This is a genomic window from Cereibacter azotoformans (genome assembly GCF_021391315.1).
Taxonomy (GTDB): Bacteria; Pseudomonadota; Alphaproteobacteria; order Rhodobacterales; family Rhodobacteraceae; genus Cereibacter_A; species Cereibacter_A azotoformans.
Genome location: NZ_CP090022.1, coordinates 328,788 through 343,275, shown reverse-complemented (window position 1 = coordinate 343,275; position 14,488 = coordinate 328,788). Strand labels below are relative to the sequence as shown.

The 14,488-nt window shown below is 69.3% G+C and carries 14 protein-coding genes; 4 read left to right on the top strand and 10 right to left on the bottom strand.

Annotated features, from left to right (window positions below; all coding sequences use genetic code 11):
* Positions 1 to 9: 9 nt before the first annotated feature.
* The 6 genes from LV780_RS16730 to LV780_RS16705 form a co-directional block, all read right to left on the bottom strand.
* Positions 10 to 1,362 (bottom strand): LLM class flavin-dependent oxidoreductase, encoded by a 1,353-nt coding sequence (locus tag LV780_RS16730; RefSeq protein WP_108222358.1) that lies wholly within the window; start codon positions 1,360 to 1,362, stop codon positions 10 to 12.
* A gap of 37 nt (positions 1,363 to 1,399) precedes the next feature.
* Complete coding sequence (gene msuE / locus LV780_RS16725; protein ID WP_108222357.1) at positions 1,400 to 1,963, bottom strand: FMN reductase; 564 nt, start codon at positions 1,961 to 1,963, stop codon at positions 1,400 to 1,402.
* A 200-nt stretch (positions 1,964 to 2,163) separates the two neighbouring features.
* On the bottom strand, positions 2,164 to 3,519 hold the full coding sequence (locus LV780_RS16720; RefSeq protein ID WP_108222356.1) for a nitrogenase component 1: 1,356 nt from the start codon (positions 3,517 to 3,519) through the stop codon (positions 2,164 to 2,166).
* Positions 3,519 to 4,880, bottom strand: a complete 1,362-nt coding sequence (locus LV780_RS16715; protein WP_108222355.1) for a nitrogenase component 1 — start codon at positions 4,878 to 4,880, stop codon at positions 3,519 to 3,521. Before LV780_RS16715 ends, LV780_RS16720 begins: the two co-directional genes overlap by 1 nt.
* Before the next feature lies 1 nt (position 4,881).
* Positions 4,882 to 5,754, bottom strand: coding sequence for a nucleotide-binding protein (locus LV780_RS16710; RefSeq protein ID WP_108222354.1), 873 nt, complete (start codon positions 5,752 to 5,754; stop codon positions 4,882 to 4,884).
* Between the two features lie 51 nt (positions 5,755 to 5,805).
* Entirely contained in the window at positions 5,806 to 7,020 is a 1,215-nt protein-coding gene (locus LV780_RS16705; protein WP_108222353.1) for a radical SAM protein, read from the bottom strand.
* Between the two features lie 422 nt (positions 7,021 to 7,442).
* On the opposite strand from LV780_RS16705, the gene LV780_RS16700 reads away from it, so the two are divergent.
* From LV780_RS16700 to LV780_RS16685, 4 genes are all read left to right on the top strand, one after another.
* Complete coding sequence (locus LV780_RS16700; RefSeq protein ID WP_108222352.1) at positions 7,443 to 8,750, top strand: O-acetylhomoserine aminocarboxypropyltransferase/cysteine synthase family protein; 1,308 nt, start codon at positions 7,443 to 7,445, stop codon at positions 8,748 to 8,750.
* Positions 8,751 to 8,844: 94 nt separating this feature from the next.
* Entirely contained in the window at positions 8,845 to 9,738 is an 894-nt protein-coding gene (locus LV780_RS16695; protein WP_205025753.1) for an aliphatic sulfonate ABC transporter substrate-binding protein, read from the top strand.
* An 85-nt stretch (positions 9,739 to 9,823) separates the two neighbouring features.
* Positions 9,824 to 10,612, top strand: a complete 789-nt coding sequence (locus LV780_RS16690) for an ABC transporter permease (RefSeq protein WP_108222351.1) — start codon at positions 9,824 to 9,826, stop codon at positions 10,610 to 10,612.
* An 8-nt stretch (positions 10,613 to 10,620) separates the two neighbouring features.
* Positions 10,621 to 11,370 carry an ABC transporter ATP-binding protein gene (locus tag LV780_RS16685; RefSeq protein ID WP_108222350.1) on the top strand — a complete coding sequence of 250 codons (750 nt, stop codon included), beginning with the start codon at positions 10,621 to 10,623 and terminating at the stop codon, positions 11,368 to 11,370.
* A 34-nt stretch (positions 11,371 to 11,404) separates the two neighbouring features.
* Here the strand turns inward: LV780_RS16685 and LV780_RS16675 are convergent, their stop codons facing one another.
* Genes LV780_RS16675 through acs form a run of 4 tightly spaced genes read right to left on the bottom strand, consistent with a single transcriptional unit; the run spans position 11,405 to position 14,466 of the window.
* Positions 11,405 to 11,827, bottom strand: a complete 423-nt coding sequence (locus LV780_RS16675) for a PLP-dependent transferase (RefSeq protein WP_425320093.1) — start codon at positions 11,825 to 11,827, stop codon at positions 11,405 to 11,407.
* Entirely contained in the window at positions 11,809 to 12,018 is a 210-nt protein-coding gene (locus LV780_RS16670; RefSeq protein WP_117345104.1) for a hypothetical protein, read from the bottom strand. The genes LV780_RS16675 and LV780_RS16670 overlap by 19 nt, the downstream gene beginning before the upstream one ends.
* Positions 12,011 to 12,520: an OsmC family protein gene (locus tag LV780_RS16665; protein WP_108222349.1), complete on the bottom strand. Its 510-nt coding sequence runs from the start codon at positions 12,518 to 12,520 to the stop codon at positions 12,011 to 12,013. The genes LV780_RS16670 and LV780_RS16665 overlap by 8 nt, the downstream gene beginning before the upstream one ends.
* Positions 12,517 to 14,466: an acetate--CoA ligase gene (gene acs / locus LV780_RS16660; protein WP_108222348.1), complete on the bottom strand. Its 1,950-nt coding sequence runs from the start codon at positions 14,464 to 14,466 to the stop codon at positions 12,517 to 12,519. Before acs ends, LV780_RS16665 begins: the two co-directional genes overlap by 4 nt.
* Between the last annotated feature and the right edge of the window lie 22 nt (positions 14,467 to 14,488).

Genomic DNA, 14,488 nt, shown 5'->3' with positions numbered 1-14,488 from the left:
GGCAGGGCGCTACTCGGCGGCGCGGGAGGCCGCCCGCGCGATCGCCCAGCGGTTCTCGGGATAGGGAAGCCCAAGGTTGCCACGCAGGGTCCGGCCCTCATAGGCGGTGCGGAACAGGCCGCGGCGCTGAAGTTCCGGGATCACCAGATCCACGAAATCGTCCAGCGCGGTCGGCAGCCACGGCGGCAGGATGTTGAACCCATCTGCGGCGCCGGTCTCGAACCAGTCCTGAAGCGTGTCCGCGATCTGCGTGGCCGATCCGACGATCGTGAAATGCCCGCGGGCCGAGGCGACCCAGCGGTAAAGCTGGCGGATGGTGAAGCCGTTCTCGTCGGCGATCCGGCGGATCAGCTCCTGCCGGCTTTTCATGCCTTCGGTCGGCGGGGCGGGCGGCAACGGACCGTCAAGGTCCTGGCCGCGAAGATCCAGCGTTCCGCCCGTCAGGCCGTTCAGCAGCCCGATCCCGTCCTCTTCAACGATCAACTCGGTCAGCCGGTCGTATTTCTCGCGCGCCTCGTCCTCGGTGCGGCCGACGAAGGGCGAGACGCCGGGCATGATCAGCACATGGTCGGGATTGCGGCCATGGGCGCGGGCGCGGGCCTTCACGTCGGCATAGAACTCGCGCGCGGTCTCGACATGCTGGTGGGCGGTGAAGATCACCTCGGCATGGGCGGCGGCGAAGTCGCGACCATCCTCGGATTGGCCAGCCTGCACGATGACCGGATGCCCCTGCGCCGAGCGCGGCACGTTGAGCGGCCCCTTCACGCTGAAATGCGCGCCCTTGTGGTCCGCGTCATGCAGCTTTTCGGGATCGAAGAAGACCCCGGTCTCCTTGTCACGCGGGAAGGCGTCATCCTCGAAGCTGTCCCACAGCTTCCTGACAACCTCGACATGCTCGTGGGCGCGCCGGTAGCGGTCGGCATGGGGAAGCTGGGTGTCGCGGTTGAAGTTCTGCGCCGTGGCGTCGCCGGTGGTCGTGACCACGTTCCACCCCGCGCGCCCGCCCGAGATCAGGTCCAACGACGCGAACTTGCGGGCGGTGGTATAGGGTTCCTCGTAGGTGGTCGAGGATGTGGCGATGAAGCCGAGGTGCTGGGTCAGCGGAGCCAGCGCCGAGAACAGGGTGACCGGCTCGAAGCCCGCAACGCGGGCGTTGCCACCTTCGCGCGCACCGCCAAAGCCCACGGCCAGGCCGTCGGCAAGGAAGTAGGCGTCGAACAGCCCGCGTTCGGCGGTCTCGGCAAGCCGGCGGTGAAAGGCAAAGCTGGTCGCGCCATCGGCGGGTTGGTCCGGGTGGCGCCACGAGGCGATGTGCTGGCCGCCGCCGGGCAGGAAGGCGCCCAATCGGATCTTGCGGGTCATGGAGTGCTCCTTTGCTGAGGACGGAAGGGGAAACGGATCAGGCGGGCAGAAGCGCCGTGCCTGTCGTTCGGACAGTGCCGAGCCAGGGCGAGAACTGCCGCACCGCGCGCTGGATGCGATCCAGCAGAACCGGCGAGGAAGGCTCGCCATCGGTGAAATCGGCATTTCCGGCATAGATGCCGGTGGGCAGGGTCAGCGCCTCGAAGAAGCCGAACAGCGGCCGAAGCTGGTGTTCGATCACCAGCGCGTGCCGGTTGCCGCCGCCGGTGGCGAGAAGAAGGACCGGCTTGCCCGCCAGAGCCTCGGGCTCGATCAGGTCGAAGAGATGCTTGAAAAGGCCGGTGTAGCTGCCCTTGTGGACCGGGGTGCCAACGATCAGCGCATCGGCGGCAAGCAGATCCTGCACGACGCGGGCGGCACGCGGGTGCAGCTCGTCCAGCCGTGCGGCCTGACCCAGCGAGGATTGCAGATCGAACAGATCGTGCAGGCCGGCAGTTCCGCCAAAAGCCGTGGTCGTCGCGGTCACGGCATGTGCGACCAGCGCCCGGGTTTTTGAGGGGCGGCCGAGGCCACCTGCAAATCCGACGATCCGGTGGTTCATCGCGGGCTCCTATACACGACTGTGTAGGTCGTAATTATCATTCGGAGGCGAGGGGTGCTTGCCAAAGATGGGTGGTTGGAGAGAAGGAGCGTTCTCTCGGCGCCGCCACCGGAAGGTGGTTTGGCGTCCGGGAACCCGTTGAGCGACTTGCGGGCAAAGGCGGGGCCGCGCCAGCGCGGCGCGACCCCGAAGGCTGACCTTCAGGCAAGGATCTGAACCTGTCGGTCGACCGCCAGCCCAGGAAGGCCCAGGGACAAGACCTTTTCTTCCTCCGCAGGATACGGCCGCAGTGCAGGGGCATCCGCGGCCTCGAGTCCGGTCACAAGAGCGGAAAGCAGTCGTGCCGCGCCGGCACGCCCGGCGTGGCCCCCGGTCAGCGCTCCCAGACCGGAGACGCTGCCGGCATCGACGAAGGCTATCCCCCGACGCCCAGCCAGAGCGCGGTCGTCTGCGCCGCCGATCAAGAGGCTGGCGCCGCTCGTCAGGATGGCTTCGGCCCGGCTCGCGGCGTCGGGCGCGAAGATTGCCCCTTCGGCGGCCAGCGCGGGTCGCAGGGCCGCGGGCGGCTCGTCCGTCAGGACGAGGGCCACGGTCTTCCATCCCAGAACCGTGGTCAGGAACCGCTCGAGGCCCGGCGCGGCAAGGCTTCCGCCGATCACCGCGACCCGCTGCCGCCCGGCGCTGACCAGCCGGCCGAGTATCTGGTTCAGCAGGTAGTCCTCGTGCCGGCGCTCGGACGCGAGGAAGGCCTCGGCCGCGCCATCCAGCGGTCGGCCGAGCGCCTCGGACAGGCGGCGGAGCAGCGCCTCGACCGCCGCGGCCCCGACCGGAAGGCCCTCGGCCACGACGGTCGGAATGCCCAACCGTTGCCGCAGCGCCTCGGCCGGGCCAACGCCCCAAGGTGACAGCACCAGACTTGCCTCGGCCCGCCCCAGCGCGTGCAGCGCGTCCAGCCCGCCTGCCGGGCCGAAGACCGGATTGGCGCGCAGGCCGACGCCGGCCAGAAGGCGCGAGAGTTCCTCGAGTTCCGACAGCCAGTGCGGATCGATCCCGGGCACGATGCCGAGGATGTTGATCCGCGGCACATCGGCCGGCTCGGCGCGCGGCTCCAGCCGACTGGCCAGCGCGGTCAGCAGAAGGTCGTAGCCCGCGCGCGCGGGGCCGCGGAAGCCGGCGGTCTGGATGTCGATCACCGCCTCGCCCTGCGATGTCACCTCCTTGACCATTGCGGCCACATCGTCGCCGATCATCTCGGTCGGGCAGCCGGTGAGCACGGCCACGAGCCCGCTCTCGACCACGGCGAGCGTGTTCTTGATTTCCTCGCGCAAACGCGAAGTGCCGCCGAAGACGACATGCTTTTCGGCAAGATTGGTCGAAGCCACAAGCGGCAGTCCGGGCGGGGCACCGGACAGATCGCCCGTAACGCCCGTACCGGCGCGGAGCGCGCAGCCGGGTGTGGAATGCACGAGCGGGATCACGCCCGGGATGGCAGCGGCGGTCAGGATCGCGCCGTGCAGGGCGCAGGATGCCGGGGGGCCGACAAGCGGGCGGGCCATCAACGCACCTCCTGCTTGATGTGCCAGTCGGGGCTTCGGTTCAGCCACGCCTCGCTGTAGGGGCTGTCCGCGGCGCGGGCGGCGTGGCGGGCGAGGGCGCGACCCTCCAGCGCATCGGTGAGCAGATCCGACAGGTACTTTGCCGCACCTGCGCCAAGGAGGCGCGCCGGAGAGGCCACGGCCGCCGGCACGCCCTGCCGAAGCGCTTGTGCCACGACATCGGGCGACCCCAGAAGCGCGTCCGGGGCAATCCGGCGCAGCAGGCCCGCGGTCTCGAACCCCTGTGCCTCGCCGACATGGATCTGAAGCGCAGGGCGCCGCTCGGCAAAGGCGTAAAGCGCGGCGGCATGCGTGCGATCGACATGAGGCACCGACAGAAGCGCCACCTCGCCGCCCAGATCCTCGACCAGATCGGCCACAGCCAGCGCCCATGCGGGGGGCAATGCGATCGCCAGCCGATGGCCGGCCAGCCCGCGTTCGTCCTGCGCCAGCGGCGGGACAGGGGCCTGAAGCCCCGCCAGCGCCGCAAGACGACGCAAGAGTGCCGTTGTCGCCGCCGCACCAACCGGCACCGCGGAGCCGAGCCGAAGGACGCCGAACCGACGCTCGAGGCCCTCGGCCAGCGGGTCGAGCGTGTCGGGATCGAGCACAAGGCTTGCCGCTGCCGTCGCGGCGCGTTGCAGGCCTGCCACCGATGCACCCTCGGGCAAGCGGTTCACCCGCCAGCCGAGCGCCTCGATCCGCGCCACCAGCGCGTCGAGTTCCACGCTGCGCTGCGTTGTCAGCAGGTTCAGAAGGCCGAAGTCGCGCGGCGCGTCCCCCGGGTCAGCCAGTTGCAGAAGCGCGTCCGTCGCGGCATCCGCCCCGGTCGCAGGAACGGCCGAGCGGAAGCTGTCGGTGCGCACCCAGACCACGGGCTTTCCGAGTTCAAGCGACAGTTCCGCCACCGTCGCCCGGATATCGTCGCTGTTGATCGCCACCACGGGGCTGCCCAGCACCGTCAGCGCCGCCGGCCGCGCCGTCGCATCCAGCTTGCGCAATGTGTCTGCCAACACATCGCCCGAGCCCAGGACGGTATCGCGCTCGTCAAGATCGGTCACGGCTAGCGGGGCCAGCGCCGGATGGTTCCGCGCCGCGCATCCGGCCGGCCCATGCACCACCAGCCCCAGATCGCTCAGCCGCGAGAGCAGGCCGAGCGCGAGACCCAGATCGTCCGGCGCGGCTTCGGAAAAGGTGCGGATACGCCGGGGTGGGGGTTCGTCGCCGGCGTATTCCTTCGCCAGTGCCGCGGCGCTACCCAGATAGGCGTGGGTCGCGTCAAGCCGCACCTCGCGGGTTTCAAGACGGGGGAGACGGGCCATGTCAGATCCCTCCACCCGTGGCAGCCGTTTCCGTGCCGAAGATCCGGTCGCCCCAGCCGCGGGCCCAGTCCTTCAGGTCCGGGCCGTTCAGCGGCCGCGGCAGGCGGGTGTCGATCTCGCCCGTCACGCGGCGGGCTAGGCGGCGGTAGACCTCGGCCTGTTCGGAATAGGGCGCGGCCTCGATCACGGTCTGGCCGTAAAGCTCGGCCTGCGCGACCTCGGTCGAGCGCGGGACATAGCCCACCACCTCGGTGCCGGTCCGTTCGGCGAAATCGTCGATCAGCGCGCGGGCGTGCGGCAGTTGCAGGCTGTTGGCGATGATCCCGCCCAGCCGCGCTCCGCCCGAGGGCGCATATTTGTCGATCGCCTTGAAAAGGTTGTTGGCGGCGAAGATCGCCATGAAATCCGACGAGGTGACGACGAAGGCGCGGTCCGCGATGCCGTCGCGGATCGGCACGGCAAAGCCGCCGCAGACCACGTCGCCCAGCACGTCGTAAAGCACATAGTCGGGCTGGAAGGTCTCGAACACGCGCAGATCTTCCAGCAGATCGACGGCGGCCGAGATGCCGCGACCGGCGCAGCCGACGCCGGGAACCGGGCCACCGGCCTCGATGCACAGGACGCCGCCGAAGCCGGTGGCCGAGATCTCTTCGAGTTTCGGCTTGCGCGAACGGTCGCGCAAGCTGTCGAGCACGGTGGGAAGCTCGGCGCCCCCGCGAAGAATGGTGGTGGAGTCGCTCTTCGGGTCGCAGCCGATCTGGATGACGCGGTGACCCGCTTCGGCCAGCGCGGCGGCGATGTTCGAGGTGGTGGTGGATTTGCCGATGCCACCCTTGCCGTAGATGGCGATGTGGCGGGGCTGACTGTTGCTCACGGGACTGACCTGCGGATAAGGGGAAGGGGGCGGCGCGCACGCCGCCCGATGTCATTCGGCGGCGACGGCGTCGCGCTGGAAGATCGGCAGCGTCTCGGCCTCGATGCGCCAGATGTCGTGCTGGAGCGTGTCGACCGAGGCGTTCGAGTCGTAGAGGTTGGCCCAGGTGAACCCGGCCTTCTTCCAGATCGCCGCGATCTTGTGCCCCAGATCGAGATACCATTGCGCCTCGGGTGCGCGGTGGCCTTCCAGATCCGACCCCGGGTTCGGGCACCAGATCGAGGCCGTGCCGACCGCGCCCTTGTCGGCCAGGTACTGGATACCCGCCAGCAGGCTCTTCTTCGGCTCGATCCCGCCCACGAAGTTCGACCGCACGTTGCCGTGGCCGAAGACGCCTACCGAATATTCGATGGCGCGCAGCCAGTGGTCCCAGCCGCCGGAATCCCGCGCCTTGCCGGGGCATATGGCGTTGTAGATGCCCTTGTCCCAGAACTCGAGGTTGAGGCCCACCGTGCGATAGCCCGCCTCGCGGAACCGGTCGAGGTTGCGCAGGTCGATCGGGGCCGCGACCACGGCCGTGCCGTTGAAATCCTCGACGCCCGAATGCTTGCGGATCGCGTCGGCCACGTCGAGGTAGTATTCCAGTTCACGCCGTTCCGGGATCACGCCGCCGGTGATGTTGACGTGATCGACAAGACCCTGGCGGTGAACCTCGGCATAGGTCTCGCCGATCTGCTTCGCGGTCTTCCAGAAGATCCCCGACTTCTCGCCGTAGGTATCCTTGGTGAAGTTGATGTTGCAGAACAGGCAGTCCTCGCCCTTGTCCTTGTAGGAACACTCGTTGGAGTAGGCGACGAAGAACTGCCGGTCCGATCCGAGCGAGCCGATGGTGGCCATCACCGCCCCGTCCGAGGTCTTCTGCCCGTAATAGGCGGGCCGCTCGGGAAAATGTGCCTCGGCCAGTTGCTCGTCGTCCTTCACGACGATGGTGCGGTTGCCGTCGAGCACGATCCGGTGGCGTGCATCGGGATTCCAGCGGAACGGTACCACCAGCCCGTGGTCGAGGCGAAGATAGGCGGGAAGCTCGTCGTCGTGGATCTCGAAATCCATCTCGAACAGCGTATGCACCTGTTCCTGCGTCTTCACGCCCGGCGCGATGAATTCCAGGGCTTCGCGGCTGATGGCTATGCCATCGGTGTTCAGCTCCGCCTTCAGCGCCAGTTCCTTCCAGAGGCGGTCCTTCAGTCCGATCTGTTGTGCGGTCATGGATGGGCCTCGTTCATGCGCGGGCGGCGGGCGTGTCTTGCAGCGCCGTGGCCGAAGGAATTCGGATCATGGAAAGCTCCTCTGCGATGTCCCGGGGGACAATACTCGTCAAAACATGTCGTGATTTAAGGATACAGAAGGGCCTGTCTCGGTCCATTCCAAGTTGTGCCGCCTCAGGGGAACGGATTGCCCGCGGGCGGTAGGCTTCGGGGAAGGGATTTCCGGCATGACGCCCGGCGATCCCCCGACGCGCTGCGGTCGCGGGGGCATGGATGGCGGCCGCAGAGAACAATCTTCCCGATCCGGCCAGAGTCGCAGCAGGCCGCCATCGTTCCGGCGCCGGTCTTTGGAATTCACGCCGGAGGGAAATCGGCTTTAATCACGACAGAACAAATCGCCTTGTGCCGACCTGTGGAGACACCATGACCAGCCAAAGCAACGAGACACTTGCCCTTCACGCGGGCTACCGCGCCGATCCGACAACGGGGGCGGTGGCGGTGCCGATCTATCAGACGACATCCTACCAGTTCCGCGATGCCGACCACGCCTCGGCCCTGTTTGCGCTGCAAGAGCTTGGCAACATCTACACCCGCCTCGGCAATCCCACGACCGACGTCCTTGAACAGCGTATCGCCGCGCTGGAAGGCGGGGCTGCGGCGCTGGCCGTGGCCTCGGGTCAGGCGGCCTCGGCCTATTCGATCCAGAACATCGCGCGGGCGGGCGACAACATCGTGTCGTCGACCGACCTCTACGGCGGCACATGGAACCTGTTCGCCAACACGCTGAAGGATCAGGGGATCGAGGTCCGCTTCGTCGATCCCGCCGATCCCCAGGCCTTCCTGCGCGCCTCGGACGAGCGTACGCGCGCCTGGTATGCCGAGACCCTACCCAATCCCAAGCTCGAGGTGTTCCCCATCGCCGAAGTGGCGGCGCTCGGCCGGCCGCTGGGCATTCCGCTGATCGTGGACAATACCGCGGCGCCCTTGCTGGTGCGCCCGTTCGACCATGGGGCTGCGATCGTGGTCTATTCCTCGACCAAGTATCTGGGCGGGCACGGCACCTCGATCGGCGGGCTGATCGTCGATGGCGGCAATTTCGACTGGGCGGCCCATCCCGCCCGCCAGCCGGCGCTGAACACCCCCGACTCTAGCTATCACGGCGCGGTCTGGGTGGAAGCGACGGCGGCGTTGGGACCGGTGGCCTATATCGTCAAGGCGCGCACGACGCTGCTGCGTGACCTTGGCGCTGCGCTCGCGCCCTTCAACGCCTTCCTGACTTTGCAAGGGATCGAGACCCTGCCGCTGCGGATCGAGCGGCATTCGCAAAACGCCGCGCGGGTGGCCGAATTCCTCTCTGCCCGACCCGAGGTGTCGCGCGTGATCCATCCGGGCTTCCAGACCGGGGCTGCCGCCGAACGGGCCGCGAAATACCTGCCGCGCGGGCAGGGCGGTCTTGTGGGCTTCGAACTGGCTGCGGGGCGGGACGCAGGTCGCCGCTTCATCGACGCGTTGCAACTCTTCTACCATGTCGCCAACATCGGGGACGCGCGCAGCCTTGCGATCCACCCGGCCTCGACCACCCATTCGCAGCTGACCGCCGAGGACCAGCTTCGGACCGGCGTCACGCCCGGCTATGTGCGCCTGTCGATCGGCATCGAGCATATCGACGACATTCTGGCCGATCTGGAACAGGCGCTGGAGGCCGCCGGCCGCCAGACCGCGGCCGCCTGAGCCATCGCCGCCGCGAGCCCCCGCGGCGGTCCCTTTCATCCCGTTCCCCGACTTCCGCGCCCCCAACGGTCGGCGCGATCAATGAAGGCTTGCCATGACCCTGACCCGTCGCCTGTTCCTCGCCGCCACCGCGGCCCTTGCGCTGGCCGCCGGTCCCGCCCTTGCCGATCCCCCGCGCGAGATCCGCATCGACTGGGCCACCTACAATCCCCTGTCCCTGCTGATCCGCGAGAAGGGCCTGCTGGAACGCGAGTTCGAAAAGGACGGCATCGCCATCACCTGGGTGCAGTCTGCCGGCTCGAACAAGGCGCTGGAGTTCCTGAACGCGGGCTCGATCGACTTCGGGTCGAGCGCCGGGTCGGCGGCGCTGCTCGCCCGGATCAACGGCAACCCGATCCGGTCGGTCTACAGCTACTCGCGCCCGGAATGGACGGCGCTGGTCACGCGGGCCGACAGCGGGATTGCCTCGGTGGCCGATCTGAAGGGACGGACCGTCGCCGTTACCCGCGGAACCGATCCGCATGTCTTTCTGGTGCGGGCGCTCGCCGAGGCGGGGCTGAGCCAGGACGATGTCCGGGTGGTGCTGCTGCAACATGCCGACGGCCGCACCGCGCTGATCCGCGGCGACGTCGACGCCTGGGCCGGTCTCGACCCGATCATGGCCTCGGCCGAGGTGGAGGACGGGGCGGTGCTGTTCCACCGCGATCCGGCGGCCAATACCTGGGGCATCCTGAACGTGCGCGAGGCGTTTCTGGAGGAGAACCCGGCCATCGTCGAGCGTGTGCTGGGGGTCTACGAGGCGGCGCGGAACGAGGCGGTGGCCGATCCGGCCGGGCTGAAGCGCATCGTCGCCGGGGTCACGGGCCTGCCGGCCGCGGTGGTCGACGGCAACTGGACGAGCGCACCGATCTGTCGCAGCCCCGCATCGGCGTCTCGCAGCGCGAGTCGATCCTGCGGGCCGGCGTCGCCCTGCAGGCGGCAGGCGTGATCGAGGCGACGGTCGATGTCCCGGCGACGGTGGACGCGCTGCTTGATGACCGCCTGCCCGTGACGACGAACTGAGGGCAGGGGCGATGGCCGACACCTCGCTCTCCGTGCCGCGTCCGTCAGCCCGGCGTCTCGGCGGAACCGGCTGGGCGCTGGGTCTTCTGTGGGAAGCGGCGGTGGCTCTGGGGCTGAACAGCGGCCGCCTGCTTCCGCCCCCGTCCGCGGTCGGGGCCACGCTCTGGTCGCTCTGGCAGGGCGGCGGGCTGGCCGATCACGCGCTGGCGACGCTTGGCCGGGTCGGCGCGGGCTTCGGTCTTGGCGTGGCGGCGGGGACGCTGGCGGGTGCGCTGACGGGCTATTCGTGCCTGGCAAGCCGCCTGCTGGACCCGAGCCTTCAGGCGCTGCGCGCCATCCCCTCCATCGCCTGGGTGCCGCTGTTCATCCTGTGGTTCGGCATCTTCGAGACCTCGAAGATCGTGCTGATCGCGGTGGGTGTGTTCTTCCCGGTCTATCTGGGCCTGATGGCCGCGATCCGGTCCGTCGACCGCAGGATCGTCGAGGTCGGCCGCATCTACCGGCTGTCCGGGCCGGCGATGGTCGGACGCATCCTGCTGCCGGCGGTGCTTCCCGCCTATGTCACCGCGCTGCGCTCGGGCCTGGGTCTTGGCTGGATGTTCGTGGTCGCGGCCGAGTTCATGGGCGCGTCCGAGGGCTTGGGCTATCTGCTGATCGACGGGCAGCAGCTGGGCAAGCCGGGCCAGATCGTGGCCGCCATCATCGCCTTCGCCCTGCTGGGCAAGGCCACCGACAGTCTTCTGGGCTGGATCTCGGCGCCGTTCCTGCGCTGGGAAGACGGCTTCGCCCGCCACCACTAGGAGATCCCATGCTGGCGCTGGACAATATCGGAAAGACCTATCCCAACGGCGTGCAGGCGCTGGAGGGCGTCGGGCTGCGGGTGGAGCCGGGCGAGATCCTCGCCATTCTCGGCGGCTCGGGCTGCGGCAAGTCCACGCTGCTGCGGCTGATCGCGGGGCTGGACCGGCCCGCCCCGGGTCGGGTCGTGCTGGATGGCGCAGAGGTGAGTGGCCCGCACGAGAAGATCGGCGTGTTGTTTCAGGAGCCGCGGCTCTTTCCCTGGCTCACGGTGGCGGGGAACGTGGGCTTCGGGCTGGGCCGCAGGCCCGCCCGGGACCGCCGGGTGCTGGTCGAAGAGGCGCTGCGCCGCGTGGGCCTGATTGACAAGGCGGGCGTCTGGCCGCGCGAGCTGTCGGGCGGGCAGGCCCAGCGGGTGGCGATCGCCCGCGCGCTGGTGACCCGCCCCGAGGTGCTGCTGCTGGACGAGCCGTTCTCGGCGCTCGACGCCTTCACCCGGATCGACCTTCAGGACCATCTGCTGCATGTGTGGCAGCAGACAGACCCGCGGCCCACGCTGATCGTGGTGACCCATGACGTGGACGAGGCCATCGTGCTGGCCGACCGCATCGTGATCCTGCGGCCCCACCCGGGGCGGGTTCAGGCCGAGATCCGGGTCAGCCTCGAGCGTCCGCGCGACCGCAGCGCCCATGGGTTCGAGGATCTGCGGCGGCAGGTCATGGCCGTGCTCGACCAGTCGCTGATCCACCGGCTGGACTGAACGGGCCGGACCCTCTCGCGGGTCCGGCCCCTGCTCATCCAAGCGCGGCGGCCAGATCGTCCCAGAGATCCTCGGCGGCCTCCAGCCCGACCGACAGGCGCAGCAGGTCGTCGGGCACCGGCGAGGTCGGCCCTTCGATGCTGGCGCGGTGCTCGATCAGGCTTTCCCCCCCCCGCCAAGCGAGGTCGCCCGCGTCCAGACCCGCACCCGCGCCGCGGTGGCGATGGCGGCCTTGCGCCCGCCCGCCACCCGCGGATGCGCCGCAAGCCGGTCGGCCAGCACCGCGGCCGAGGCGCATTGCCAGCGGACCCGCGCCAACAGCGTGCGCAGCCCGCGTTGCAGCAGCCAAGCCTCGAACGGGCCGAGGATCGCTGTGCCCGTTGAGGTATTTCGTGGCCGAATGCATGCCGATATCGGCGCCGAGCTCCAGCGGCCGGGTCAGGACCGGCGTGCCCACGGTGGAATCCACCGCCAGCCGCGCCCCGCCGCGCGGGCAATCCCGGCGATGGCGCGGGAATAGCCGGTGTCGGCGTCGCGCTCGTCGGTGGTCGAGGGGTGGATCGGCGGGATCAGCGCCCCGGTCGCACCATCGATCCGCCCCAGTGCCTGCGCGGCCAGCGTCTCGGGGGCAGGCGCGCGGTCAGTCATGCGCGGCGACCTCCAGCGCGATGGCGGGCGGCACCGTCAGCGTCTGAAGCACGACGCAGTAGCGTTCCGAGAGCTTTGTCAGCGTGTCGATGCGCTCCTGCGGCTCGGGCGTGTCGAGGTCGAAGCGCAGCCGGATCGCCGAGAACCCGACCGGCGCCTCGCGGTCCACGCCCAGCGTGCCGCGGAAATCCAGATCGCCCTCGGCGGTGACGGTGCCGCCGCGCAGATCGAATCCGATGGCCGTGGCAACCGCGTTCAGCGTGACGCCCGCACAGGCCACCAGCGCCTCCAGCAGCATGTCGCCCGAACAGGCCTGTGCGCCGCTGCCGCCGGTGGCGGGATGCAGTCCGGCCTCGACCAGCGCGCGGCCGGTTTCCAGCCGGCACGACAGGCCGTCGCCAAGCGTGCCGGTGGCACGCAGCGTGACCCGCGCCGCCGCGGGATCGGCCTTGTAGCTTTCCTTCAGCGGCGCCTGCAGGACGCGCAGGTCCTCGGCGTTCATGTCGGCTCCTTTTGGCTGGCCCGGTGGCGGCGGATGATCTCGTCGACCGCCTCGGGATCGGCGAGGGTCGTCGTGTCGCCCAGATCGTGGTAGTCCCCGGCGGCGATCCTCGCAAGCATGCGGCGCAGGATCTTGCCGGCGCGGTTCTTCGGCAGGGCCGGCGCCCAGAGCAGCGCCTCGGGCGTGGCAATCGGGCCGATCCTTTCGCGCACCAGCGCCACGATCGCGGCCTTCAGCGCCTCGTTCTCCGGCTGGTCGGCCTTCAGCGTGACGAAGGCGAAGATCGCCTGTCCCTTGACCGGATGGGGGACGCCCACCACCGCCGCCTCGGCCACGGCGGGGTGGCTTGCGATGGCGCTTTCCAGCTCGACCGTTCCCAGGCGGTGGCCCGAGACGTTCAGCACGTCGTCGATCCGCCCGGTGATGCGGTAATAGCCAAGGCCATCGCGCTCGACTCCGTCCCCGGTGAAGAAATGACCGGGGAAGGGCGAGAAATAGGTGCGCAGGAAGCGGTCGTGGTCGTGCAGGATCGTGCGCGCCTGCGCGGGCCACGATCCGGCGAAGCACAGGCTGCCGCGCCCCGCGCCGGCCACGGGGCGGCCGGCGGTGTCCATCACGACGGGCCGGATGCCGAAATAGGGCTTGCCGGCGGCGCCGGGCTTGTTCGCCACCGGCCCCGGGATCGGCACCAGCAGCACCGAGCCGGTCTCGGTCTGCCAGTAGGTGTCCACAATCGGGCAGCGCCCGCCCCCCACGATGCGATGCAACCAATGCCAGGCGTCGGGATTGATCGGCTCGCCGACCGAGCCCAGCACGCGCAGCGAGGACAGGTCGTGGCGGCGCACGGGCGCTTCGCCCTCGCGCATCAGCGACCGAATCGCGGTGGGGGCGGTGTAGAAGATCGCGACACGGTGCTTCTCGATGATCGACCACCAGCGCGAGGAATCGGGAAAGGTTGGCACCCCTTCGAACAGGACCGAGGTGGCGCCGTTCAGCAGCGGCCCGTAGATCTTGTAGCTGTGCGCGGTCACCCAGCCGATATCGGCGGTAGACCAGAAGACATTGCCCTCGTGCCAGTCGAAGATGGTGCGCCAGCTGGTGCCGACCTGCACCAGATAGCCGCCCGTGGTGTGGACCAGACCCTTCGGCCGCCCGGTCGACCCCGAGGTGTAGAGCACGAACAACGGATCCTCGGCCCCGACCTCGACGGGCGGGCACCAGGGATCGGCGGCAGTCAGCGCCGGACCCCAGCGGATGTCGCGACCGGGGGTCATCGGCACCGCGGCGCCGGTGCGCGCGGCCACGATCAGATGCGCGACGCCTCCGGCCGCGGCCGCCGCATGGTCGGCATTGCGCTTGAGCGGCACCACCCGGCCGCCGCGCAACCCCTCGTCCGCCGTGATGACCACGCGCGCGCCCGCATCGCGGATGCGGTCCGCCAGCGCCTCGGCCGAGAATCCGCTGAACACCACCGAATGGACCGCGCCGATGCGGACACAGGCCATCATCGCCACGATCGCCTCGGGGATGACCGGCATGTAGATCGTGACGACATCGCCCTTGGCCACCCCCAGCCCCCGCAGCACGTTGGCGAGGCGGTTGACCTGATCGGCCAGCTCGGCCCAGGTGACGGTGCGGCTTTCGCCGGGCCGGTCGCCCTCCCACAGCAGGGCGGGCTGATCGGCCTTGGCCGGCAGGTGCCGGTCGATGCAGTTGACCGAGGCGTTCAGGGTGCCATCGGCGAACCAGCGGATGCGCAGGTCCGCCGGGTCGAAGTTCGTATCCGAAACCTCGCGGAACGGGCGGATCCAGTCGAGGAAGGCAGCCTCGGCAGCCCAGAAGTCGTCGGCCGAACGCAGAGACTCGGCATAGCGGCGGCGGTAGGTCGGCAGATCGACATGGGCACGCGCCGCAAGATCCTGTGGAACAGGGACTAGTTCGGTCATCGGATTTCCTGCGAAAAGAGTG

Excerpts from the sequence above, each read along its gene's own strand:
- LV780_RS16730 (WP_108222358.1), bottom strand. The coding sequence starts at position 1,362 with ATGACCCGCAAGATCCGATTGGGCGCCTTCCTGCCCGGCGGCGGCCAG.
- msuE (WP_108222357.1), bottom strand. The coding sequence starts at position 1,963 with ATGAACCACCGGATCGTCGGATTTGCAGGTGGCCTCGGCCGCCCCTCA.
- LV780_RS16720 (WP_108222356.1), bottom strand. The coding sequence starts at position 3,519 with ATGGCCCGCCCGCTTGTCGGCCCCCCGGCATCCTGCGCCCTGCACGGC.
- LV780_RS16715 (WP_108222355.1), bottom strand. The coding sequence starts at position 4,880 with ATGGCCCGTCTCCCCCGTCTTGAAACCCGCGAGGTGCGGCTTGACGCG.
- LV780_RS16705 (WP_108222353.1), bottom strand. The coding sequence starts at position 7,020 with ATGACCGCACAACAGATCGGACTGAAGGACCGCCTCTGGAAGGAACTG.
- LV780_RS16700 (WP_108222352.1), top strand. The coding sequence starts at position 7,443 with ATGACCAGCCAAAGCAACGAGACACTTGCCCTTCACGCGGGCTACCGC.
- LV780_RS16695 (WP_205025753.1), top strand. The coding sequence starts at position 8,845 with ATGACCCTGACCCGTCGCCTGTTCCTCGCCGCCACCGCGGCCCTTGCG.
- LV780_RS16690 (WP_108222351.1), top strand. The coding sequence starts at position 9,824 with ATGGCCGACACCTCGCTCTCCGTGCCGCGTCCGTCAGCCCGGCGTCTC.
- LV780_RS16685 (WP_108222350.1), top strand. The coding sequence starts at position 10,621 with ATGCTGGCGCTGGACAATATCGGAAAGACCTATCCCAACGGCGTGCAG.
- LV780_RS16670 (WP_117345104.1), bottom strand. The coding sequence starts at position 12,018 with ATGACTGACCGCGCGCCTGCCCCCGAGACGCTGGCCGCGCAGGCACTG.
- LV780_RS16665 (WP_108222349.1), bottom strand. The coding sequence starts at position 12,520 with ATGAACGCCGAGGACCTGCGCGTCCTGCAGGCGCCGCTGAAGGAAAGC.
- acs (WP_108222348.1), bottom strand. The coding sequence starts at position 14,466 with ATGACCGAACTAGTCCCTGTTCCACAGGATCTTGCGGCGCGTGCCCAT.